Source organism: Nannocystis pusilla (genome assembly GCF_020073745.1).
In the GTDB taxonomy this organism is placed as follows: Bacteria; Myxococcota_A; Polyangia; order Nannocystales; family Nannocystaceae; genus Nannocystis; species Nannocystis radixulma.
On sequence record NZ_JAIRAU010000059.1, the window covers coordinates 37,777 to 57,504 of the forward strand.

Annotated in this window: 16 protein-coding genes; 7 read left to right on the forward strand and 9 right to left on the reverse strand. The window is 70.2% G+C overall.

The genetic code is table 11. The annotated features are described in order from the left end of the window. Positions 1 to 28: 28 nt before the first annotated feature. Positions 29 to 526: a hypothetical protein gene (locus K7C98_RS41675; protein WP_224197523.1), complete on the reverse strand. Its 498-nt coding sequence runs from the start codon at positions 524 to 526 to the stop codon at positions 29 to 31. Positions 527 to 616: 90 nt separating this feature from the next. Between K7C98_RS41675 and K7C98_RS41680 the strand changes: the two genes are divergently transcribed. From K7C98_RS41680 to K7C98_RS45360, 3 genes are all read left to right on the forward strand, one after another. Continuing rightward, positions 617 to 1,498: a LysR family transcriptional regulator gene (locus K7C98_RS41680; protein ID WP_224197524.1), complete on the forward strand. Its 882-nt coding sequence runs from the start codon at positions 617 to 619 to the stop codon at positions 1,496 to 1,498. Positions 1,499 to 1,554: 56 nt separating this feature from the next. Further along, positions 1,555 to 2,226 (forward strand): MYXO-CTERM sorting domain-containing protein, encoded by a 672-nt coding sequence (locus K7C98_RS41685; RefSeq protein ID WP_224197525.1) that lies wholly within the window; start codon positions 1,555 to 1,557, stop codon positions 2,224 to 2,226. A gap of 182 nt (positions 2,227 to 2,408) precedes the next feature. Then, entirely contained in the window at positions 2,409 to 4,265 is a 1,857-nt protein-coding gene (locus K7C98_RS45360) for a lysyl oxidase family protein (protein WP_224197526.1), read from the forward strand. A 24-nt stretch (positions 4,266 to 4,289) separates the two neighbouring features. On the opposite strand, the gene K7C98_RS41695 is transcribed toward K7C98_RS45360, so the two are convergent. Then, complete coding sequence (locus K7C98_RS41695; protein WP_224197527.1) at positions 4,290 to 5,861, reverse strand: hypothetical protein; 1,572 nt, start codon at positions 5,859 to 5,861, stop codon at positions 4,290 to 4,292. A 550-nt stretch (positions 5,862 to 6,411) separates the two neighbouring features. Further along, on the reverse strand, positions 6,412 to 7,638 hold the full coding sequence (locus tag K7C98_RS41700; RefSeq protein WP_224197528.1) for a sigma-70 family RNA polymerase sigma factor: 1,227 nt from the start codon (positions 7,636 to 7,638) through the stop codon (positions 6,412 to 6,414). 506 nt (positions 7,639 to 8,144) lie between these two features. On the opposite strand from K7C98_RS41700, the gene K7C98_RS41705 reads away from it, so the two are divergent. Beyond that, complete coding sequence (locus K7C98_RS41705) at positions 8,145 to 8,318, forward strand: DUF1328 domain-containing protein (protein ID WP_224197529.1); 174 nt, start codon at positions 8,145 to 8,147, stop codon at positions 8,316 to 8,318. Between the two features lie 15 nt (positions 8,319 to 8,333). Here K7C98_RS41705 and K7C98_RS41710 read toward each other — a convergent pair whose 3' ends face one another. Together K7C98_RS41710 and K7C98_RS41715 are read right to left on the reverse strand one after the other, a co-directional pair. After that, positions 8,334 to 8,747: a hypothetical protein gene (locus K7C98_RS41710; RefSeq protein ID WP_224197530.1), complete on the reverse strand. Its 414-nt coding sequence runs from the start codon at positions 8,745 to 8,747 to the stop codon at positions 8,334 to 8,336. A 144-nt stretch (positions 8,748 to 8,891) separates the two neighbouring features. Next, a complete protein-coding gene (locus tag K7C98_RS41715; protein ID WP_346660342.1) occupies positions 8,892 to 9,209 on the reverse strand; it encodes a KGG domain-containing protein in 318 nt (105 codons plus the stop codon). 816 nt (positions 9,210 to 10,025) lie between these two features. Here K7C98_RS41715 and K7C98_RS41720 point away from each other — a divergent pair. Continuing rightward, complete coding sequence (locus tag K7C98_RS41720) at positions 10,026 to 11,291, forward strand: lipase family protein (protein WP_224197532.1); 1,266 nt, start codon at positions 10,026 to 10,028, stop codon at positions 11,289 to 11,291. 72 nt (positions 11,292 to 11,363) lie between these two features. Here K7C98_RS41720 and K7C98_RS41725 read toward each other — a convergent pair whose 3' ends face one another. Then, positions 11,364 to 11,759, reverse strand: coding sequence for an STAS/SEC14 domain-containing protein (locus tag K7C98_RS41725; protein WP_224197533.1), 396 nt, complete (start codon positions 11,757 to 11,759; stop codon positions 11,364 to 11,366). 318 nt (positions 11,760 to 12,077) lie between these two features. Then, positions 12,078 to 13,667, reverse strand: coding sequence for a serine/threonine-protein kinase (locus K7C98_RS41730; protein ID WP_224197534.1), 1,590 nt, complete (start codon positions 13,665 to 13,667; stop codon positions 12,078 to 12,080). 59 nt (positions 13,668 to 13,726) lie between these two features. On the opposite strand from K7C98_RS41730, the gene K7C98_RS41735 reads away from it, so the two are divergent. Next, positions 13,727 to 14,761, forward strand: a complete 1,035-nt coding sequence (locus K7C98_RS41735; protein ID WP_224197535.1) for a hypothetical protein — start codon at positions 13,727 to 13,729, stop codon at positions 14,759 to 14,761. Between the two features lie 51 nt (positions 14,762 to 14,812). Here K7C98_RS41735 and K7C98_RS41740 read toward each other — a convergent pair whose 3' ends face one another. After that, positions 14,813 to 16,030, reverse strand: a complete 1,218-nt coding sequence (locus K7C98_RS41740) for a hypothetical protein (protein WP_224197536.1) — start codon at positions 16,028 to 16,030, stop codon at positions 14,813 to 14,815. On the opposite strand from K7C98_RS41740, the gene K7C98_RS41745 reads away from it, so the two are divergent. Further along, the gene (locus K7C98_RS41745) at positions 16,029 to 16,298 is read left to right on the forward strand and encodes a hypothetical protein (RefSeq protein WP_224197537.1); all 270 of its coding nucleotides are present in this window, start codon (positions 16,029 to 16,031) and stop codon (positions 16,296 to 16,298) included. The two genes, K7C98_RS41740 and K7C98_RS41745, sit on opposite strands and share 2 nt — an antisense overlap. A 484-nt stretch (positions 16,299 to 16,782) precedes the next feature. Here the strand turns inward: K7C98_RS41745 and pepN are convergent, their stop codons facing one another. Further along, entirely contained in the window at positions 16,783 to 19,434 is a 2,652-nt protein-coding gene (gene pepN, locus K7C98_RS41750) for an aminopeptidase N (protein ID WP_224197538.1), read from the reverse strand. Positions 19,435 to 19,728 lie beyond the last annotated feature (294 nt).

A 19,728-nucleotide genomic window follows, 5' to 3' on the forward strand; every position in this document is an offset into this window, starting at 1 on the left:
CGTGTGCGGGAGCCCGCCGCCGCGTGGTTCAGGCCGCGGACGACCACTGCCGGGCGGCCCAGGCGCGGACGGCCGCCCAGTCGAGGACGTGGATGGCCCACGGCGGGGCGGGGCGCTTCTGCTCGCCGAACAGCAGGCGGTGCTCGACGATGCCGTCGAGGCACTCGAGCACGTCGACGCGGTCGTCGATCATGACGGTGAGCCGCAGCTGGCGGGCGTGGCGGGCCTTCTCGGGCCGCTGGAGGCAGAAGCGCAGGTGGCTGCGGTCCATGCCGGTCTGGTCCCAGAAGCGGTGGTGGGCCAGCCAGGCGCGGGTCTTGGCCTGGACGCCGGGGCCGCACTTGGACACCAGCCAGGCGTCGCCGCCGGTGCGCGCGACCAGGTCGGCCACGCCGGCGAAGGCGCCGGGGGCCGGCGGGGTGCGCATGGCCTCCTCGTGGCCGGAGCCGAGGAAGCTGGTGTCCGCGCGTCCGTTGAGGACCGGGCCGATGATGACGCGGCCGATGTCGATGCCGATACGATGCATAAGTAATCTCTCCTCGTGTTGGGTACGGCCGGATGGTGCATCGCTCGAGTATTCAAGGCCACGATTCGTTTTGGATGGTATATTCAAGAAATGGATACCTCGGAGGTCCGCCTCGACTGGCTCCGCGCCTTCCTCGCCGTGGTCGAGACGGGCGGCTTCACGGCCGCGGCGGCGCGCCTGCACCTGTCGCAGCCGGCCCTGCACACCCAGGTCAAGCAGCTCGCGGGCTGGGCGGGGCCGCTCTACCGCTTCGAGGGCCGGACGCTGCGGCTGACGCCGCGCGGGCACGAGGCCGAGGTGCTGGCGCGCGAGGTCCTGGGCGCGGTCGACCGCTTCGTCGCGCGCGCGGCCGGGCAGGTGGCGACGGTGCCGGTGCTCAGCGCCGGGCGGGCGCTGCAGCTGTACGTGCTGGCCCACGCGCTGCGCGGCTGGTCAGGGCCGCTGTCGCTGCGCACGGAGGACCGCGGGGCCACGGTCGAGGCGGTCCGCAGCGGCCGGGCCCACCTCGGCCTGACGTCGCTGCTCGAGGCCGACCCGGAGCTCGACGGCACGCGCGTGCTCGAGGTCGGCCAGGTGGCGATCGTGCCCGAGCACGACCCGCTGGCCGAGCGGCGACACATCCGCGCGCGGGCGCTGGCAGGCCGGCCGCTGATCCTGCCGCCGGCCGGACGCACGCACCGCGCCACCCTGGCCGCGGCGCTGGGCGGCGACCTCCACGTGGCCGTCGAGGTCGACGGCTGGGAGCTGATGACCCACTACGCGTCGCTCGGCCTCGGGCTCACGGTGGTCAACGCGTATGTGCCGACGCCGCCCGGCACGGTCGCGGTGCCGGTGGTCGACCTGCCGCGCCTGCAGGTGCATCTGATACGGCGCCGCGGGGCGCCGCGGATCGCCGAGGTCGCGGCGCTCGAGGCCCACGTGCGCAAGCACCTGGCGCAGGGGACAGGTGGCACGACGCGCAGGACGTCGTGAGCGCGACGGCCCGCGCTTGCCGGCGTCGGGGGGGCGGCCTACCATCGCCGCGCATGATGTTCTCGCTTAAAACCTTCCCACGCATCGTCCTCGTCGCGAGCCTCGGCTGGTGCTCGCTCGCCAATGCCGCCACCGACCCAGAAATCACGTCGCCGAAGGCCGGCGCGGTCGTCACCTCGCCGTTCACCGTCGAGGTGACGTACGGCGACGTCGAGCAGTGCGACACAGGAGGGTGCAGCGACATCCCCGCCTTCTCCGTGTCGCTGTACGCCGACCCGGACGGTGGCATCGTCTCCCTCGGCTCCTGCAGCACCACGACCGAGTGTCCGAACGGCAAGGCGACGTTCGAGGTGACGCTCGAGCCCGGCGAGCACGAGCTGCGAGCCGCGGCCGACGCCGACTTCTCCGTGGCTTTCTCCGAGAACGTCAAGATCACCGTCGAGGCCGCGGCGACGACGACCGACGGGCCCACCTCGAGCGGCGGTTCGGACACCACGGGCGCGGACACCAGCACGGGCGCGGACACCAGCACGAGCGCGGACACCGTCACGGGCGCGGAGACCAGCACGGGCGCGAGCACCAGCACAGGGGCCGGCGGCGATACCGACACCGCCACCGGCAGCGCCGGCTCGAAGGACGACGGCTGCGGTTGCGACGCGACGAGCACCGGCGAGGGCGCGCTCGCGTGGCTCGCCGCCGCGGTGCTGCTGTTCCGCCGGCGCCGGTGAGCTCCACGGCCGCGCCTGTGCACGCGGCCGGATCGGACACCGCGGCGAGCCGGCGGACGTCCCGCAGCCGCGCTCGACAATTCCTCTCGCACAGGTGAGGGCGGCCCCGAAGCCCGGCTGAAAACGCCCTGGGCGTCGTCCGCACGAGTGACGGCCCGCGCTCGACCGTCTACGATGCGGTCGTGAGCGACGGACCGCGCGCTCGATGCCCGTCCACCTGCGTGGCGCTGTGCGGCGTCGCGGTGCAGCTCGCGTGCGGCCGCGAGGACGTGACGACCACGCAGGCCGCGTCGACCTCCGGCGCCTCGACCGGTCGCGACAGCACGAGCGGCGACGGCTCGACCGGCACGAGCAGCGCGGGCGCTCCGACGACCGGTCCGAGCGGCGTCGACGAGCTGCCGCCCGCGCCGTTCCTCGTCTCGCCCGGCGACGGCGCGGCCGACGTCTCGACCGCGGTCGAGCTGTGCTGGAAGCCGGTCGTCGACCCCGAGGGCGAGCCGGTGCGCTACCGCGTGTTCGTCGACGACACCGAGCTGACGCACGGCATCCTCGGCGAGGAGCCCGGCTACCCCGGTCCGTGCGTCGGCCCGCTCGACCTCAAATTCGAGACCACCTATTCGTGGCAGGTGCAGGCGTTCGAGGCCGACGATCTGTCGCGCGGCTCGCAGAAGCGGCCGGCGTGGAGCTTCACCACCAGGTCCGACGGCCTGACCGGCGTCGTGTTCGAGGAGGAGTTCGACGGCGATTTCCAGTGGCAGATCGAGGGCGACGCGGCCTCGGGCGCGTGGGTGCGCGGCAACCCGGAGGCCGCCACGCACGCCGGCAACCGCTCGCAGCCGGAGCTCTGCTACGCGGGGCACAATTGTCTCTTCACCGGGCACAACCCCGACGGGCTCGCAGACGCCGAAGACGTCGCCGGCGGCAGCACGATCGTCACGTCGCCCGAGTTCGACCTCGACGGCGCCGCGACGGCCACCGTGGAGCTGCGCCGCTTCTTCTACAAGTCCGAGCCCGGCGCCGGGTCGAGCTTGACCGTCGAGCTGCTGGTGCCCGACGCGGACGCGCCCGACGGCTACGTCGCGCACGAGCTCGAGCGGCTCGACGTCGACAACGCGCTCGCGCCGGCGAATCTGTGGACCCCGCGCGAGTACGGCGCGTGCGGCGTGCCGATGGTCGCGGGCTCGCGGCTGCGGCTCACCGCCACCGACCTGGGCGCCGGGATCCTCGAGGCCGCGATCGACTCGGTGACGGTCCGCGCCCACGCGGAGTCGACGATCTGCGCGTCCGCGCCGGGCGGGCTGTGCGACCCCGGCGCGGGGCCGGCGGCGTGCCCCGACGAGCTGCTGTGCTGCTCGCAGGGCGTGCTCAACACGGGCGTGTACCGCTGCACCACGCCGGTCGCCGGCCTCGACTTCGCCGATCCGCCCGCGACGCCCGAGTCGCCCGGCAACGGTCCGCTCGGCTGCGACGCCCCCGACCTGATGGTCGACGACAACTGGATAAGCCCGATCTTCCACGAGATCATGGCCGACGCCGACACCTGCGAGGTCGGCGAGGGCTGCCTCGGCGGGCTCGGCATGCGCCGACTGATGCTGTTCACCGCCGCGATGCCGAACATCGGCTCGGCCGACCTGGTGATGGGGATCCCCGCCAACCACCCCGAGCTGTACCACTACAGCGCCTGCCACGATCACTATCACTTCGACGAGTTCGCGCGCTACGAGCTGCGCGACAGCGGCGGCGAGACGGTCGTCGCCACCGGGCACAAGCAAGCCTTCTGCATGCTCGACACCATCAGCTGGGCCTGGCCGCTCGCCCTGCCGCGCTTCGACTGCGCGAACCAGGGCATCAGCCGCGGCTTCACCGACCACTACGAGGCCGGCCTGCCGTGCCAGTGGGTCGACATCACCGGCCTCGCGCCCGGCGAGTACGTCCTGCGGATCTCCGTCAACCAGCCGCGTCCGGACGCCGCGTTGCCGCTGCTCAACGAGCGCGCGTACGACAACAACACGATCGAGGTCCCCGTCATCGTGCCGTGACGGGGACCTCGGTCTCGAAGCGGCTCACATCGGCGGCGGGACCGGCGTGGCGTCGCCCGGGATCGGGACCTCGACGTCGCCGTAGATGCCCTTGTCCTGCGACACGACCTCGTGGTCGAGGTCGATGATCGTGCTGGTAGCGATGCCGCCGCCGCCGTAGGGCGTGCCCTGCAGGCCGTAGACGACATCGGGGGTGTAGAAGTCGAGCGCGTCGCCCGTCATCCACACGTAGCCGTCCTCCCAGAACGAGTGGTCGACGCCGCCGCAGGCGCTGTACGGGAGCAGCTCGCCGACGACGTAGGTGGTGCCGAGGAACACCCAGTTGCCGTTCTGGTAGTCGTACTCGAACGTGGTCGACTGGTGGGCGGAGGTCTGGTTGTCCTGAATCATGGTCCGCTGCGCGACCAGCATCCAGCCGGTCTGGGCGAAGCTGATGTCGGACACGGGCATCGAGTTCTGCCCGCCCTGGACCTTCGGCACCGAGAACTCGAGCTTGGCGGTGGCCGGGTCGATCACGCCGGTGTCGTCGACGTAGGCGACCGACCAGACCTCGTTGTCACGGTTGGGGTCGGTCACCTGCTGGTGCTCGACCCACACGCTGTAGTACAGCCGGCCGGCGTTCGACTGCACGGCCCAGGGGCGCTCCCCGAGCGGGGCGAACGCGCCGTTGGGCTCGCCCGGATCGTTGGGCAGGCCCATGGTGACGGTCTTGGTCCCGTGGTGGTAGGTGCTGACGACCTGGCCGGCCATGTCGAGCTGGTAGATCCGGCCGTCCTCGAAGTTGCTGACGTAGATCGTCTCGCTGACGCAGTCGTAGTTGAGATTGCCGAACGCGGGGCCGTTGTTCGGCAGGGTGGCGAAGTCGGTGATCGCGGCGGTGACGCTGTCGATGCGCTTGATCACCGACGGCGTCGGGGTGGAGCCGTAGGCGGTCGACGCCGCGACGTAGATGTTGCCGTCGGAGTCGAGCGTGATGCCGAAGATCCGCCCGAGGTTGCTCGACGTCCAGCTCGCGTGGTGGTAGAGCGGCGCGAGGTAGTTCATGTTGGGCGGCGGGGGGTCGCCCGAGATGTCGACGATCGTCAGCGCGAAGTCGTTGGGCGCCGCGTTGTGGATCTGGTGCGTGACGATCGCGATCGCCTTGTCGAGGAAGGGAGCGAACGCCGGGTCCTGGTACTTCGGGAAGCCGCCTGCGGCGCCGTAGGTCTCGGACGGACGACACGAGCCCTTGCCCGGCATGACGACGTCGACGTCGACGGCCTGGCCGAGGTCGAACTTGATCCCGCCGCTGGTCGACGACTCGACGCCCATGGTGGTGTCGGGCTCGCTGGTGGTCGGGTCGACGGTGGTCGTCGGCGCGGTGGTCGTCGGGGTGCCGCTGCTGCCGTCGCTGTTGCTGTTGCTGCCGTTGCTGGTGCTGGCGGTGGTGGTGCCGGTGGTGCTGGTGCCGTCGGTGGCGGTGGCGCTGGCGCTGGCGCTGGCGCCGGAATCGGTCGCGGACGCCACGGTGACCCCGGTGCCGGAGTCGCCGCACCCGACGGCGAGCGATGAGAGGACGAACGACGAGAGGACCACCAAGTCACGCGAGCGGAGCATCGTCGGAGACTAACATCATCACCCGGGCGCGTTCAGCGTTTCGCAAGGCGGGTCGGAGGCGCGAGGACGACCGTCAGACGCCCCGGGAGTGACGAAAGAGCGCGGGCGCGGTGGAGTACACGGGTCGCCTCGTCGAGGGGTTCCACGACTTCGGGCCCGCGAATGCAGCCTGCGCGCGGATGGCAGCCGATGTCGTCGACAGCAATACATGCCGGCCGAGGAGCCTGCCTCGGCCGATCCGACGATGCCTCAGCGCCGGCTCCTCCGCCGCCCGGGCGGTTTCGCGGTGAGGAGACCGTGAGGGGTCTGCGGTCCGCGGACGACGATCGTCTACGCGCATTCGAGCGACGGGAGTTTGATCATACCGAATAGGATGATCGCGGCGCGGCGCCGCCTGTCTCGGGGGCCAGGCGACGCCGCTGGTGGGTGAGATCGGCGGGGGATCGTTTCGCGGGCGAGCCCTGGGGACTCGGCCCACCTCGACGCGCGCGGGCGGCTCGTGCGGTGGGCAGGCGAAAGACGGGGCCGCGGGCGTCACCGACCGCGAGCGTCACATGAGCCTGCGACGCGAGAACTCGGCGCGGAGCTTGTCGAGCGCGCCCTCCTGGAGCTGACGGATCCGCTCGCGGGACAGCGAGTAGCCCTTGCCGATCTCCTTGAGCGTCATCTCGGCCTCGCCGTCGAGGCCGACGCGCTTGCGCAGGATGTCGGCCTCGAGCGGGGAGAGCTGGGCGAACACCTCCTGCAGGTGAGACTGCAGGTGCTCGCGGTCGAGCGTGTCGGACGGCGGGACGTAGTCGGGGTCGGCGACGGTGTCGACGAGGGTGCCCTCGCTGTCGCGCGAGGCCGGCATGGTGAGGCTGAGCGGGGTCTCCATCAGCGACCAGCCCATGCGGGTGATCCGCTCGAGGCTGACGCCGCTGAGCCGGGCCAGCTCCTCGTCGCTCGGCTCGCGCCCGTGCTGCTGCTCGAATTCGCGGCGGATCTTGGCGACCTTGTTGCACGCCTCGATCATGTGCACGGGCAGACGGACGCAGCGCGACTTGTCGGCGATCGAGCGGGTGATCGCGTGGCGGATCCACCAGGCGCCGTAGGTCGAGAAGCGGCAGCCGCGGGCCGGGTCGAAGCGGGCGACGGCCTTGAGCAGGCCGAGGTTGCCCTCCTGGATGAGGTCCGGCAGCGGGACGTTGCCGCGGTAGAAGCGGCGCGCGAGGGCGACGACGAGGCGGAGGTTGGCGCGCACGAAGGCGTTGCGGGCGCTCACGAGGGCCGCCAGCTTGCTGCGCACGGTGGCGACGTAGCGGGCGAACGGGACGCTGCCGCGGCGCGGGGGGTGGACGGCGAGGCAGGTGGGCGCGCCGCGGTGGCCGTCGAGGGCGACGAGGTCGGCGACGATCAGGTCGGCGAGCTCGGTGTCGACGTCGGCGTCGAGCATGCGCTCGGCGACCTGGTTGCGGGCGCTGCGGAACGCCTCGTGGTGCTTGCGCAGGTCGCGGTCGCGGAGGGTCCGCGCGGCCTTCTCGTAGGCGTCGAGGACGGCGGGCGGGCACTCCTCCTCGGTCCGACGCTCGCGCAGGAGCCCGCAGATCGCGGCGGCGTACGGCGGATAGTCGAGGATGGCCGTCCACAGACCGCGGCGCAGGTCGACGAGCCGGATCGCGGCGGCGGTCTCCTCCTCCCGCGACATCACGTCGGCGTCGGCGAGGTCGCGGAAGTAGGCCGTGAGCGGCCGCTGCGACGGGTCATTCGTCAGAGTTTCCGAAACTCGCGCTGTCATTTCACGCAACATGATGAGCTCCTTCCCATATTCGGCAGACTTGGCCGACGAATGTGCGGACCGTAGGAGTGGTGGTCCGCGCCGGGTCGAACGGTGTTCCCGGGCGATCGAGTGGTTGTGACGGAGAGGTGATCGGGGCCGGATTGGATGTCAATGTCACGCGGCGAAACTTTTTTCGCGGACCCGGTGGGGGTCGCGCGGGACCACGGGCAGACGCGGCGCCCCGCACGGCCACCATGGTCAGCGGACTCGGCCGTATGCACGGGATTACGGCGAAGGATCGAAGCGACGCGGGCCGGGGGGCTGCGCAGCGGGGTCGACGGCCTGCCGGGGCTTCGGGGGGATGCCGATGCGGGCTGGCGCAACGTACGCGCTCACGCCCCGAGCGGACGAAGTCGAGGTCGCGGGTGGAGCCCGACCACGCGCCGGCGGCCGCGGACGCGTGGAGGTCCGATCATGGGCGGGCCGCCGGGCTTGCGCGGGCGGGAGATCCGAAAATACAGGCCGTGGAGGAGACGACGATGTTTCGCTGGGCGCTGATCTTCCTGTTCATCTCGCTGGTCGCCGCGGTGCTCGGCTTCGGCGGCATCTCGTTCATCGCAGTGCAGCTGGCGCAGGTGTTGTTCTACATCTTCCTCGCCGGCTTCGCGGTGTTCCTGGTCGCGGGGCTGCTGGGCTGAGGACCGACGCAGGCCTCAGCGGCAGGCGAAGTCGCCGGCGCACACGAGCTCGAGCAGCACCACGGCGCCGACCACGAGGCTCGCGGCGAGCAGCGGGATCTGCAGGCGCCTCAGCGCCAGCGCGACCTCCCCGCGCCCGTTGGCCCGCCACGCCAGCACGAGCCCGCCGAGGGTGAGGAACGGGTATAACAGCAGCGAACCGACCAGCAGCCAGGTGTAGACCGAGTCCTCGGAGCCGGGCGCGTCGAAGATCATCGGCGTGACCAGCAACATCGGCAGCGAGAGCAGCCCGGTCAGGCCGAAGAGCACGGTGGAGACGAGGAGCGCTACCCGCGGCACCGGTCCGGACAGGTCCGCCATCGCCTCGATCTCCGCCGTGTCGCTGCGCGTCGCCGCGCCCCTGGGATCGCGCTGGGAGTCGGTCGGCATCCGCGCTGGTGACTCTATCACTTCGAGCACCGGCTGCCTGGTCGATGAGACAGGCGAGTGGCGCGGTGAGCTGTCGGTTCAGACAGGGACGGGCGCTCGCCCCGGATGCCGGGACGAGCGCGTCCGTCGCCCTGCGATCGACGATCACCGCCGGTCGCTGCGTCCGCCCTGGCCCTGGCCCTGGCCCTGGCCCTGCTGCGAGCGGGAGCGCCGCTGTTCGTCGTCGTCGTCGCGCTCGCTGCGAGCGCCCTCGTCGCGGCGCTGGTTCTGCCCGCCGCCGTGCGAGGCCTGACCGCCCTTGGCCCCGATCTCGGCCATGTGCTCGCGATCCTGGCTCACGGCCTCGCCGCCCTTGCGACCGGCCTCGCGCGCCTCCTCGGAGGTGAACTCGTGGGCGGTGCCCTTCTCGTGGGCCGCCCGGCCACCCATGCTGGCGATCTCGCGTTGCCGGTCCTCGTCCATCCCGGCGAAGCCGCGGCCGTCGCCGCGGTTCTGGTCGCGGTTCTGGTTCTGGCCGCGGTTCTTGTTGTTGCTGTCGTCGTTGGTTGCCATGACGTGTCTCGCTTTCTTGCGGTTGTCGTCGGATCGATCGCGCAGATCGACCGCTCGCATCACGACCGCGAGCAGGATGGCTCGTGGTCGCTCGAGGGCCGCCTTTCGGCGCGCGAATCGTAGGGATGTCCTCTCTCCCGCACTCCAGCCATTCGACCGTCGGATTCTCCGGTGTCGTGCGCTGAAGAGGGGGACGTCGTTGTCCTCTGATTCGCCGCTCGGCGGTCGCGGGGATGGTGAGCGGAATCGCGAGGTGGGCAAGCGCGAAGCGGTGCGTCCCCACGAATTGTCGGTGAGCTCCTCGCGGCAGGCCGCACAAGCCGCTCGCATTCAGCAGAGGCCGCCGAGCGCGAGGGCGCGTGCGTTCCCCGAGGCCATGCCAGGAGGGCCGCGGCGCAAAGTGCGACCGCTCGCGCGACGCGACGGAGCGCCGTTCTGCGCGCACGAACTGGTAATTTCCCCGGACGCGCCGGCGTCCACCGGACGCGCCGGCCTCGACTGCGACTATTGCGATTCGTGCGCCGACCCGTGCGACCTCTGCTGTTCTCGCCTCCGCCTCGAGCCGGGAGCGCCGCGAGCGCGAGGATGACCGCAGCCCGCGGCGCGGAAAGGCGCGCGAAGGTTTTTTGGATCGCAAGCGGGGGGTCGGCGCTCTTCACCAGGCGTCGAGCGGCCGCGGCAGCGTCGCCGCCGCTCCTGGGCTCCTCACCGATCCAAGGCGCAATCATGCTCACCAATTCCCCGACTCACGATCAGACCTTCGCCCTGTCGATGTTCGCCGGTGCCATTCAGAACGACACCGGCCAGGACCTCGGCCTGCGGGCCTCCAAGCAGATCAGCCAGGCCCTCGCCAACGCCGCCCCGCACATCGACGGGTGGCAGATCGTCTGGGGCCCCGCCGTGCTGGTGCAGCCGGACGGTCCGGCGTACAGCGAGAACCTCATGTACGTCGTGCAGCGGACCGCCGCTCCGTCGCAATACGTGATCGCCATCGCCGGCACCAACTTCAATTCGCCGGCCGACTGGCTCATCGAGGACCTCTACGTCTACAAGCAGGTGTCCTGGCAATACGACCCGCTGGCGGCGGGCGCCAAGATCGCGCTCGGCACCGGGATCGGCCTGCTCAATCTCCAGGGCCTGAAGCCCGCCGCCACCCTGCCGGGCGCGGGCACCACTCTGCTGGATTTCCTGCGGACCATCGTGAGCCAGAAGGTGCACATCACCGTCGCCGGCCACAGCCTCGGCGGTGCCCTCGCGCCCACGCTCGCGGTCTGGCTCGCGGACACGGCGCAGGGGCTGGTGAACCCCTGGGACCCGAAGAAGAACGCGACGATCGGCGCGCAGGCGTTCGCCGGTCCCACCGCCGGCAACCTCGCGTTTGCCCTCCATTCGGGCCTCAAGCTCGGCACGCTGCTCGCTCCCGTCTACAACACCCTCGACGTGGTCCCGCACGCCTGGCAGGAGCTGCTGACCCCGTCGCTCTCCGAGCTCCCGGGGATCTACGCGCCCGACCTCGCGCCGCCCAACGCCGACCTCTCCTACGCCGGGCTGGCGGTGCTCATCGGGGCGTTCCAGCTGCTGGCATTCGGCGGCGGCTATGCGCCGTTGCCCAATCTCCAGTCGATCCCCGGCACCTACGATCCGAAGATCTACGACAGCACGACCCCCAATACCTTCTCGAAGTGGGTGAAGCAGCTCGGGCAGCAGCACGTCCCCGCGTATTACCCCGCGTTCCGGTACAACCCGGAGTGGCTGCCGGTGTCGGTGGTGCCGCGGATCCTCTCGCCGGAGCTCACCGCGCTCGCGCACAGTTCCGGGTCGGCGAATGAATTCGTGAATGCGCTGAAGAACCGCAAGCCGCGGAAGAAGATCCACGTGGGCGACGCCGTCGTCGACGCCCCGACGGGCCCCGGCGATCCGCAGGCGGACCGCGTCGCCGCCATGGTCGAGGCCGCGTTCGCCAGGCAGGCGGGGGCGTCCGCCGCGAAGTGACCGCTGCCGGCGCCGCGCGCCGGACCTTCGCGGACGCTCGCGGGAATTCCTCGTCCGCGAGCGCGAGCAGGACTACGCCCTGGCGGAGTGCGCGGCGATCCAGCGGCGCGCCTCGGCCTCGTCGCGGAGGAACTCCATCTCGATCTGCTGGGCGCCGACGATCCGGACCGCCTGGAACATCAGCGTGGCGATGGCGCGGGTGGCGAAGCTGGCGCCGTACACGGCGACGCCGGAGACGGTGTGCTGCTTGTGCCACTCGCCGACGTAGCGGCGCGTGTCGGTCGGGATCCCGTTCATCTGCGACATATCGGCGAGCAAGTAGCAGCGCCCGGTCTCGGCCATGATCTGCGCGAGGTACTCGTGGACCGTCTTCGCGTGCTCGAGGACGAAAGGCCCGCGGAACTTGAGGTGCACGAGGTCGGCCTCTCGTGTCAGCTGGAGGGGCTCGCTCGCAGTCCTGGTGGCCACTGCGAGCAACGTACCACGGCGCCGATCTCGATCCGCAAGTTCCTGGTCGAGTGCAACCGAGCGCAGGACGAGCAGGACGACTCGGGCTGGTGGTCTCGCCGAAGATGAACACAGGCCGCGCACTTCGACGGCTCGTACGAGGGCGTCCAGGCGCTCGTGGCGCTGCCTGACGGCGACTTCCTCGTCGCGGGCGGGCTCGCGGACGCGCGGCCCGCCGGACTCGGACGCGCCGAACGTGTCCGGTGGCCGCCGGAATATCGGCCGCGTCGACGCTGAGGGAGAGATCGTGGGCCGCGCCCCATTGAGCGTTTGGGTCGCTTATAGAGATATCTTCTCGCCGTACCTGGCCCGTCCGGACGGGAAGGCCGCGTTTCTCACGGCGTCGGCCAGGCAGCGACCAAGCGGGTCGTTGACGGAAGGTATCGAACGATTGACCTTTCCATCCAGGCCGACTGCGTAATCGATCGTAATCTTTGCTCCGTCCCTGGCGTCGAATTTGCGACGGCAGTCTCCGGCGTCCTTGCTGATCTTTACGGCTGGATCGGCCGGTGCGTCGACCTTCACTGCATTCGCCCCGGCTTTCCGAGTTTGCCGTTTCCGAGTCTCCGTGACGGCCTCGGCCGAAACTGGTGGCGGCTCCGGCTCACCAAGCTTCGTCGGCACCTGGTCTTCGCTGCCTGGCTCCGCTGCTGCGGGCGCGGCCTCGACGGCGTCGGGCGGTGGGCTGGCGGGAACCGGTTTCTTTTCAGCGGTTGGAGGCACGAGCACCTCTGCGGACACCTGGGGCGTCGACGGGATCTTGCCTTGTCGGGGCAGCATCATGGCCGCGAGGACGCCGGCGAGAGCGATACCGCCGAGACCGGCTAACATGGTGAATCGCCGCGCTGTCCGGTCCTTCATCCTCGAATCTGGCGTTCTTGCCGTCTGGTCCGCGAGGTTCATGACGGCCGGCGACACTTTGGAGGTCCCGGGGGGCGGAGCGGACTCTACCGAATTTCCGGCAGCCCACCTCATCGTCGGGTCGGTCGAGGAATTTTCGCTGTCTCCTCCGTGACGTGCGACGTTCAATGCCTGCTCGATCTCAAGCATCGACTGAAAGCGTTCGTCAGGCCGCTTTGCCATGGCCTTGAGGACGATCGCGTCGAGTGCCGGCGTGATCCCGACTTCCGGGGCGACCGTCGACGGACGCGGAGGGGGAGTCATGCAGTGCTGGGTCGTCACCTGGATCGCATCACCCCGGAAGGGGAGACGCCCGGTGAGCATCTTGAACAACAGTACTCCGAAGGCGTAGACGTCCGTCCGGTGATCGACCGGCTCGTTGAGGATTTGCTCAGGCGACATGTAATTAGGGGTACCGAGCGTGACTCCTGTCCCTGTCAGCTCGGAGCCCTCGACCGGCCGCGCGATCCCAAAATCGAGGAGCTTGACGAGTTCGTCGCTGTCCTGGCGCGCGAGGAACACGTTCGAGGCCTTCAGGTCGCGGTGAACGAGGCCGGACCGATGGACCTGATTCAGGGCACGCGCGAGATGTATCGCCCATGAGCAACATTCAACCCTGCCATAGGGGCGCTCGGCGCGGGCGCGAATCCGGGACTCGAGGTCCTCTCCCGCGAGTAACTCCATGACGAAGAAAACCCCGGCGGGCTCCTCGCCATACGCGAAGATGTTTATAATATTCGGATGCGAGAGCTGGGCCATGATCTGTGCTTCCCGCAGGAAGCGCTCGACGTGCGACCGCTCTCGCTGCAACTGCGGGTGGAGCACCTTGAGCGCGCACCGCCTGCGCAAGCGGATCTCTTCGGCGAGATACACGTTGCCCATGCCGCCCCCCCCGAGCCTGCTGACGACGCGATATCGGCCCTCGAAGAGCACCCCAATGAGATGATCCTGCTCGGTTTCGGCACCCACGCCGATCGTTCTTACACCTACCGCTCGTGCGACCGCAACCATCCCACTCCCGCGAACTCGTGCGCCGATTCGAGCGCCAGCAAGGCCGGTTCCGCGCGGCGCCGGCAACCGGTCGGTTGCGCGCAGCAACGACCGTTGTTCACGCGCGCTGCACCGTGCTAGATTTCCTCATGTTCGCCCGAAGGCCTGAGCTGCATTGCGCCGTGCCATCTGTGGTCTTCTCCCTGAAGAATCGTGGCATCGCGTGTGCTGTCTCGGCGCTCTTGATGGTACCTGCACCGCTTCCAGCGGTGGCTGCCGGACCGCCGTCGGAGGTCGATCCGACGGCAGCTGCCCTCGACGCAGCTCACCTCGAGGCCCAAACTCTCTATGACGCCGGAAAGTTCCTCCCGGCCGCGCGTACATGGACGGCATCCGTCGAGAACGTCCCCGAGAGCGAAGCATTCCGCGCGCAGCGGGCGAGTATTTACGAATACATTGCCGACGCATATCTGCGTGCCGAGCCGAACGGGGTCAAGGAGGACGTCATCCGGGAAGCGCTCGCCGTCTTCGACCGCTACGCGTCCCAGCTATCCGAGGCTTATGGACCCACGCCCTTGCCCGAAAAGGTCCGAGAGCTGCGCGACAGGTATCGAATCATGGTCGATGCATATGACGCGCGTCGAGAGGCCGAGGATGCTGCGAGACTGCGTCTGCCTCCGCCCGCACCGACGCCCGCGAGCCAGCCGCCTGCGATACGCCCGCCGGTGAAGCCCTGGAAGGGTCTGGCTGTGGCCGGCGGCGTCACGCTGGGCACCGGAGCCGGCATGTTCGCTATGTTCGTTGCGAGTGCGGCGCGGGCCGACGCGCTGGAGCGCCGCGTCGAGGATCCCGCCAAGGGCTGCTTTCGACCTCCTGAGGGGCCCTGCGCGGGGCTCGACGAGCAGGGGCGGACCGCGAACAGCCTCGCCGTCGCAGGGCTCGTCGTGGGCCCGTTGCTCGCCGGAGTGGGCGCGGCCCTGCTCGCGGTGGCCGCGCGTCGTCGTTCCGTGGCCCGCGGCGCCCCCGTCCTTGGCCGGACTGGACACAGCCTCGTTTTTTCAGTGAGCTTCTGATTCGAGGCGTTGCCGTGCGACACGTCCGTGCGACGTGAAGGCGTAGAGAGGCTAAAAAGGCTGCCTGGCCCCGGCGAAGCTGGGAGCGTCGGTCGGGATCGCCGCCTTGAAGAAGTCGAACTTCGGGTCGCCCTCCTCCCACATCGCCGTCCCCTCGAGGGGGTCGACCCCCTGCTCATCGTTCTTGGGGGTGTAGACGTCGAGCTGCGGGGGGTTGAACCACTGCGACATCAAGTTGTTGGCCGCCGCGATGTCGGGGACCTCCTCCTTCATGCCGTTCTCGAAGACGAGAATCTGCCCCATCTCCTCTTTGCAGTTCGTGAGCGGGGCGAGCCCGACGACGGCAGAGTTCCGCACCGTGATGTTCTGGCCGTTGCCGGTGCACATGAAGGTCGAAACGCCGTTGATCACCTTGTTGAGGCCGATGGTGGAGTAGGTGATCCGGGCCTTCACGGTGTTCAGCAAGTTGAAGGCGCTGAAACCCCCGACGCCGTTCTGGATGATGAAGCTGTTCTCGACCAGCAGCGTGCCCGAGGAGGCCTGGATCCCGGAGCCGCAGCGGACGATGCGCGAGCGGTGGATGAACGTGTCGCACGCGGAGGCTTCGAGCGCCTTCGATTCGTGCGTCCCGTTGCCCTCCCAGATCGAGTCGTGGGCGTAGAACGCCCCGGCGGCGCACCTGACCATGTACCCGGTCGGCGTCGAGTAGCGGAGCCTGATGCCGGAGATGTAGAGACGAGCGCCAGGCGAGACCACGAGGGTCGGCCCGCCGATGGCCTGCCCGTTGATCTCGGGGATTTGCATCCCCTCGCGGACGAGCGCCACGGCCTTGCCTTCCGGCACCGTCAGCGCCAGCGGCGAGGTGACGCCCGGCAGCAGGCGGATGGTCGTCTTCGGCTCTTCCAGCGGGACATCGGCGAGCGCGCAGAAGGCGGTCTGCGCCGACTTGCCGTCCTTGTTCTGGCAGTCGCTGAGGCTGCCCTGGACGTAGAAGATGAGCTCCGGCTCCTCCGGGAAGCACTCGCCCTCCTGGATGTCGCAGGCGGAGTTCGGGCACTGCGAGTGCTCGGTGCACGGGACGCAAATATGGGTCTCAGGGTCGCACACGGGCGTGCTGCCGCTGCAGGCCTGCGCCTGGTCTTCCGTGCACTCGACGCAATGACCCGAAGGCTCGTCACAAGCCGGAGTGCTGGCGTCGACGTCGGTGCAGGTCTTGTCGACCGGGAGCGAGGAGCATGGGCCGCACTGACCCCCGGCGACACAATACATGTCGCCGCAGACGGGGTCGTTCAGATTGCCGGGGTCGCAGGGGGAACCACCGGTCGAGGTCGAGCCGGTTGAACTGGTCGAGGTCGAGCCGGTCGAGCTCAAGTCGGACGTCGATACGGGCTCGGTGGTCGAGGTCGAGCTCGTCGTCGCACTCGAGGTGGGCGCGCTGGTGTCGTTCGGGTCGGTCTCAGTCCAGCTGGGGGACCCGTCAGCGACGGTCGTGGACGAGAGGGTCGTCGACGGCCGCTCCGGTAACGTGGGGTTGTAGAAGCATCCTGCGGGGGAGCACACGAGCAGCGCGCACGAGAATGCTGGCCGAAGGCGATTTCTGCGTCTCTGCTCAGGTAACACCACAACCTCCTCGCCGCGGCGACGCGAACGCCTGCAGCATTTCCCCTGTCACGATCGCAACCTACCATTCTCGGTCGCCAGGCGACACGTGCGTTTGTGTGCATGGCGCGTCTTCGCACGCCCCGACACGTGAAACGATCGACCGCTCTCGCCGGGTCGTTGCGCAACGACGGGTCCGGCAGACAGGCCGGGGCCGTCGCGGGCATCCGGTCTCGTCCGCTGCCTCGCTGAGGGTCGGGTGGCAACGCCGCGGACCACGACCGGAGGCCGGCTTGAGCGGCTTCAGAAACGGATCGGCCTGCCGTTACCGCGCGGCAGTTCCTGCGCGAGGTGCAGCGGGGGTCGTGCTTTCATTGAGCACGGGCCTCAGGGCGCCATCGACCCCGGGCGCGACTTGAGGCTCACGCCGGCGCGAGGGCGCGGTCGACGATCTCGCGCACCGACTTCGAGAGCCCGGGCTGCGCGGCGATCCGCTCGAGCTGGGCGCGCATGCTCTGCTGGCGCGCGGCGTCGAAGCGGCGCCACGGGTTGAACGCGGCGACCAGGCGGGCGGCGACCTGGGGGTTGTGCGGATCGAGGGCGAGCACCTTGTCGGCGACGAGGGCGTGGCCGCGGCCGTCCTGGCGGTGGAACTGATGCTGGTTGCGCAGGCCGAACGCGCCGAGCAGCGAGCGGGCGCGGTTGGGGTTGAGGAGGTTGAAGTCGGGGTGGTCGGCGAGGGCGAGGACGCGGTCGAGCGTGTCGGGGTGGGTCGACACGGCCTGCAGCGCGAACCACTTGTCGAGGACCAGCGGGTCCTTGTGCCAGCGGGCGTGGAACCTGGCCAGGGCGCTGTCGCGTTCGGGGCCGCCGTGGTCGATGAGACAGGCCAGCGCGGCCTCGCTGTCGGTCATGTTGTCGCTGAGCTCGAACTGCTCGACGGCGAGTCGGATCAGGTCGGGCTCGCCGAGGGCGACGAGGTAGCCGAGCGCGAGGTTGCGCAGCTTGCGGCGGTCGACCTCGGCGCGCTCGATGCGGTAGGGGCCTTGCGGGGCGGTGGCCTTGTAGACCGCGAGCAGCGGCTCGCGCAGCGCCCGGGCCAGGGCCCGGACCGCGAACTGCCGCGCCGCGTGCAGGGCGTCGACGGCGACGACCTGCTGCTGCTGGCCGAGCAGGCGCTCGTTGGGCAGGGTCAGCGCGAGGGCCTTGAGCGAGCCGTCGAACCGCTCGTCGCCGAGGATCCGCGCGCAGGCGGCCACGAACTCGCGGTCGAGCGCGAGCTCGCGGCCGGCCTCGACGTCGCCGGCGAGCCGCAGCAGGACCCGGCGCGCGAGCTCCTGGCCGGCGTCCCAGCGCGAGAACTCGTCGGGGTCGGCGGCCATGAGGCGGGCGAGGTCGGCGTCGCTGCGCTCGACCTCGAGCTCGACCGGGGCCGAGAAGCCGCGCAGCAGCGAGGCCACCGGCGCGGCCGGCACGTCCTCGAAGCGGAAGCTCCGGCTGCGCTCGCGCAGCTCGAGCACGCGGGTGTCGCCGCTCGCGGCTGTCTCTTCGGACAGCCGCAGCGCGAGCGGACCGTCGGGCCCGAGCAGGCCGACGGCGACGGGGATGTGCAGCAGCTCGCCGCCGTCGCGCCCGCGCGGCGGGGCCTGCTCGAGCGTGAGGGTGTAGGCGCGCGCGGCCGCGTCGTAGTCGCCGCGGGCGCGCACGACCGGCGTGCCGACCTGGCTGTACCAGCGGCCGAATTGCTCGAGGTCGACGCCGTTGGCGTCGGCGAGGGCGGCGCGGAAGTCGTCGCAGGTGACGGCCTGGCCGTCGTGGCGCTCGAAGTAGAGGTCCATGCCGCGGCGGAAGCCGGCCGCGCCGAGGAGGGTGCGCATCATGCCGATGACCTCGGCGCCCTTCTCGTACACCGTCGTGGTGTAGAAATTGTTCATCTCGATGTACGACTCGGGCCGGATCGGGTGGGCCATCGGCCCGCTGTCCTCGGCGAACTGGTTGGTGCGCAGCGCCAGGACGTCGCCGATCCGCGCGACCGCGGGCGAGCCCATGTCGGCGCTGAACAGGCGGTCGCGGAAGACGGTGAGGCCCTCCTTGAGGGTCAGCTGGAACCAGTCGCGGCAGGTCACGCGGTTGCCGGTCCAGTTGTGGAAGTACTCGTGGGCGATGACCGACTCGATGCCGTCGTAGTCGTCGTCGGTGGCGGTGTCGGGCCGCGCCAGCACGTACTTGGCGTTGAAGATGTTGAGGCCCTTGTTCTCCATGGCCCCCATGTTGAAGTCGCTGACCGCGACGATCATGTAGATGTCGAGGTCGTACTCGCGGCCGAAAGTGTCCTCGTCCCAGCGCATGGCGGCCTGCAGCGAGCGCAGGGCGTGGGCGCAGCGGTCGATGTTGTCGGGCTCGACCCAGATCTCGAGGCGGACGGTGCGGCCGGAGCGGGTGACGAACTCGCCGTCGTGGCAGCGCAGGTCGCCGGCGACGAGCGCGAACAGGTAGCACGGCTTCGGGAACGGGTCGTCCCAGCGGGCGAAGTGGCGCCCGCCGTCGAGCTCGCCGGTCTCGACGCGGTTGCCGTTGGCGAGCAGGACCGGGTAGCGGGCCCTGTCGGCCTCGACGACGACGCTGTAGCGGGCCATGACGTCCGGGCGGTCGAGGAAGTAGGTGATCCGGCGGAAGCCCTCGGCCTCGCACTGCGTGCAGAAGTTGCCGCTCGAGCGGTAGAGGCCCGACAGCTCGAGGTTGTCCTGCGGCCGGATCTCCACCACCGTCGTCAGCGTGAACGCGGCCCCGGGGTCGGCGATCGTGAGGCTCGTGGGGCCGGCGACGTAGTGGTCCGCGGGCAGCTCGCGCCCGTCGATGGCCACGCGCTTGAGGACGAGGTTCTCGCCGTCGAGCACCAGCGGCGCCCCGGCCGGGGTGTCGTGCATGCGCCGCACGGCCAGCGACGCGTGGACGGTCGTGAAGTTCTCGCCGAGCTCGAAGCGCAGGTCGACGCGGTCGATCGTGTAATCGGGGCGGCGGTAGTCCTTGCGGAAGATCGGCTGCGGCGCGGTGCCCGGCTTGGCCTCGGTCATGGCCTTCGGTGTACCGAGCGCGCCCGCGGCCTTCAAGCCCGCCGGCGGCCGTCTGCGCCGGAACGGGGGGCAGGGGGCGCGAGACGGCGTGCGAGTCGGCGCACGCGACCTCCGCGGCGCGGTGCGGGGCGGGCGCCCGGGCTCGCCGGGCGGTCCGCCGGGGGGCGCCGGCCCGGAGCGGGCGAGTGTCGACATTGATGATTCACGCCGCGCATTCGCAGGTATGCACATTGTGGCGGCGGCCACCCTGCGCGCCGCGCCTACACGGGGGCGCCCGGGCGATCGATCGCCGGC

Excerpts from the sequence above, each read along its gene's own strand:
- K7C98_RS41675 (WP_224197523.1), bottom strand. The coding sequence starts at position 526 with ATGCATCGTATCGGCATCGACATCGGCCGCGTCATCATCGGCCCGGTC.
- K7C98_RS41680 (WP_224197524.1), top strand. The coding sequence starts at position 617 with ATGGATACCTCGGAGGTCCGCCTCGACTGGCTCCGCGCCTTCCTCGCC.
- K7C98_RS41685 (WP_224197525.1), top strand. The coding sequence starts at position 1,555 with ATGTTCTCGCTTAAAACCTTCCCACGCATCGTCCTCGTCGCGAGCCTC.
- K7C98_RS41695 (WP_224197527.1), bottom strand. The coding sequence starts at position 5,861 with ATGCTCCGCTCGCGTGACTTGGTGGTCCTCTCGTCGTTCGTCCTCTCA.
- K7C98_RS41700 (WP_224197528.1), bottom strand. The coding sequence starts at position 7,638 with ATGACAGCGCGAGTTTCGGAAACTCTGACGAATGACCCGTCGCAGCGG.
- K7C98_RS41710 (WP_224197530.1), bottom strand. The coding sequence starts at position 8,747 with ATGCCGACCGACTCCCAGCGCGATCCCAGGGGCGCGGCGACGCGCAGC.
- K7C98_RS41715 (WP_346660342.1), bottom strand. The coding sequence starts at position 9,209 with ATGGACGAGGACCGGCAACGCGAGATCGCCAGCATGGGTGGCCGGGCG.
- K7C98_RS41720 (WP_224197532.1), top strand. The coding sequence starts at position 10,026 with ATGCTCACCAATTCCCCGACTCACGATCAGACCTTCGCCCTGTCGATG.
- K7C98_RS41745 (WP_224197537.1), top strand. The coding sequence starts at position 16,029 with ATGTCGCCGCAGACGGGGTCGTTCAGATTGCCGGGGTCGCAGGGGGAA.
- K7C98_RS41740 (WP_224197536.1), bottom strand. The coding sequence starts at position 16,030 with ATGTATTGTGTCGCCGGGGGTCAGTGCGGCCCATGCTCCTCGCTCCCG.
- pepN (WP_224197538.1), bottom strand. The coding sequence starts at position 19,434 with ATGACCGAGGCCAAGCCGGGCACCGCGCCGCAGCCGATCTTCCGCAAG.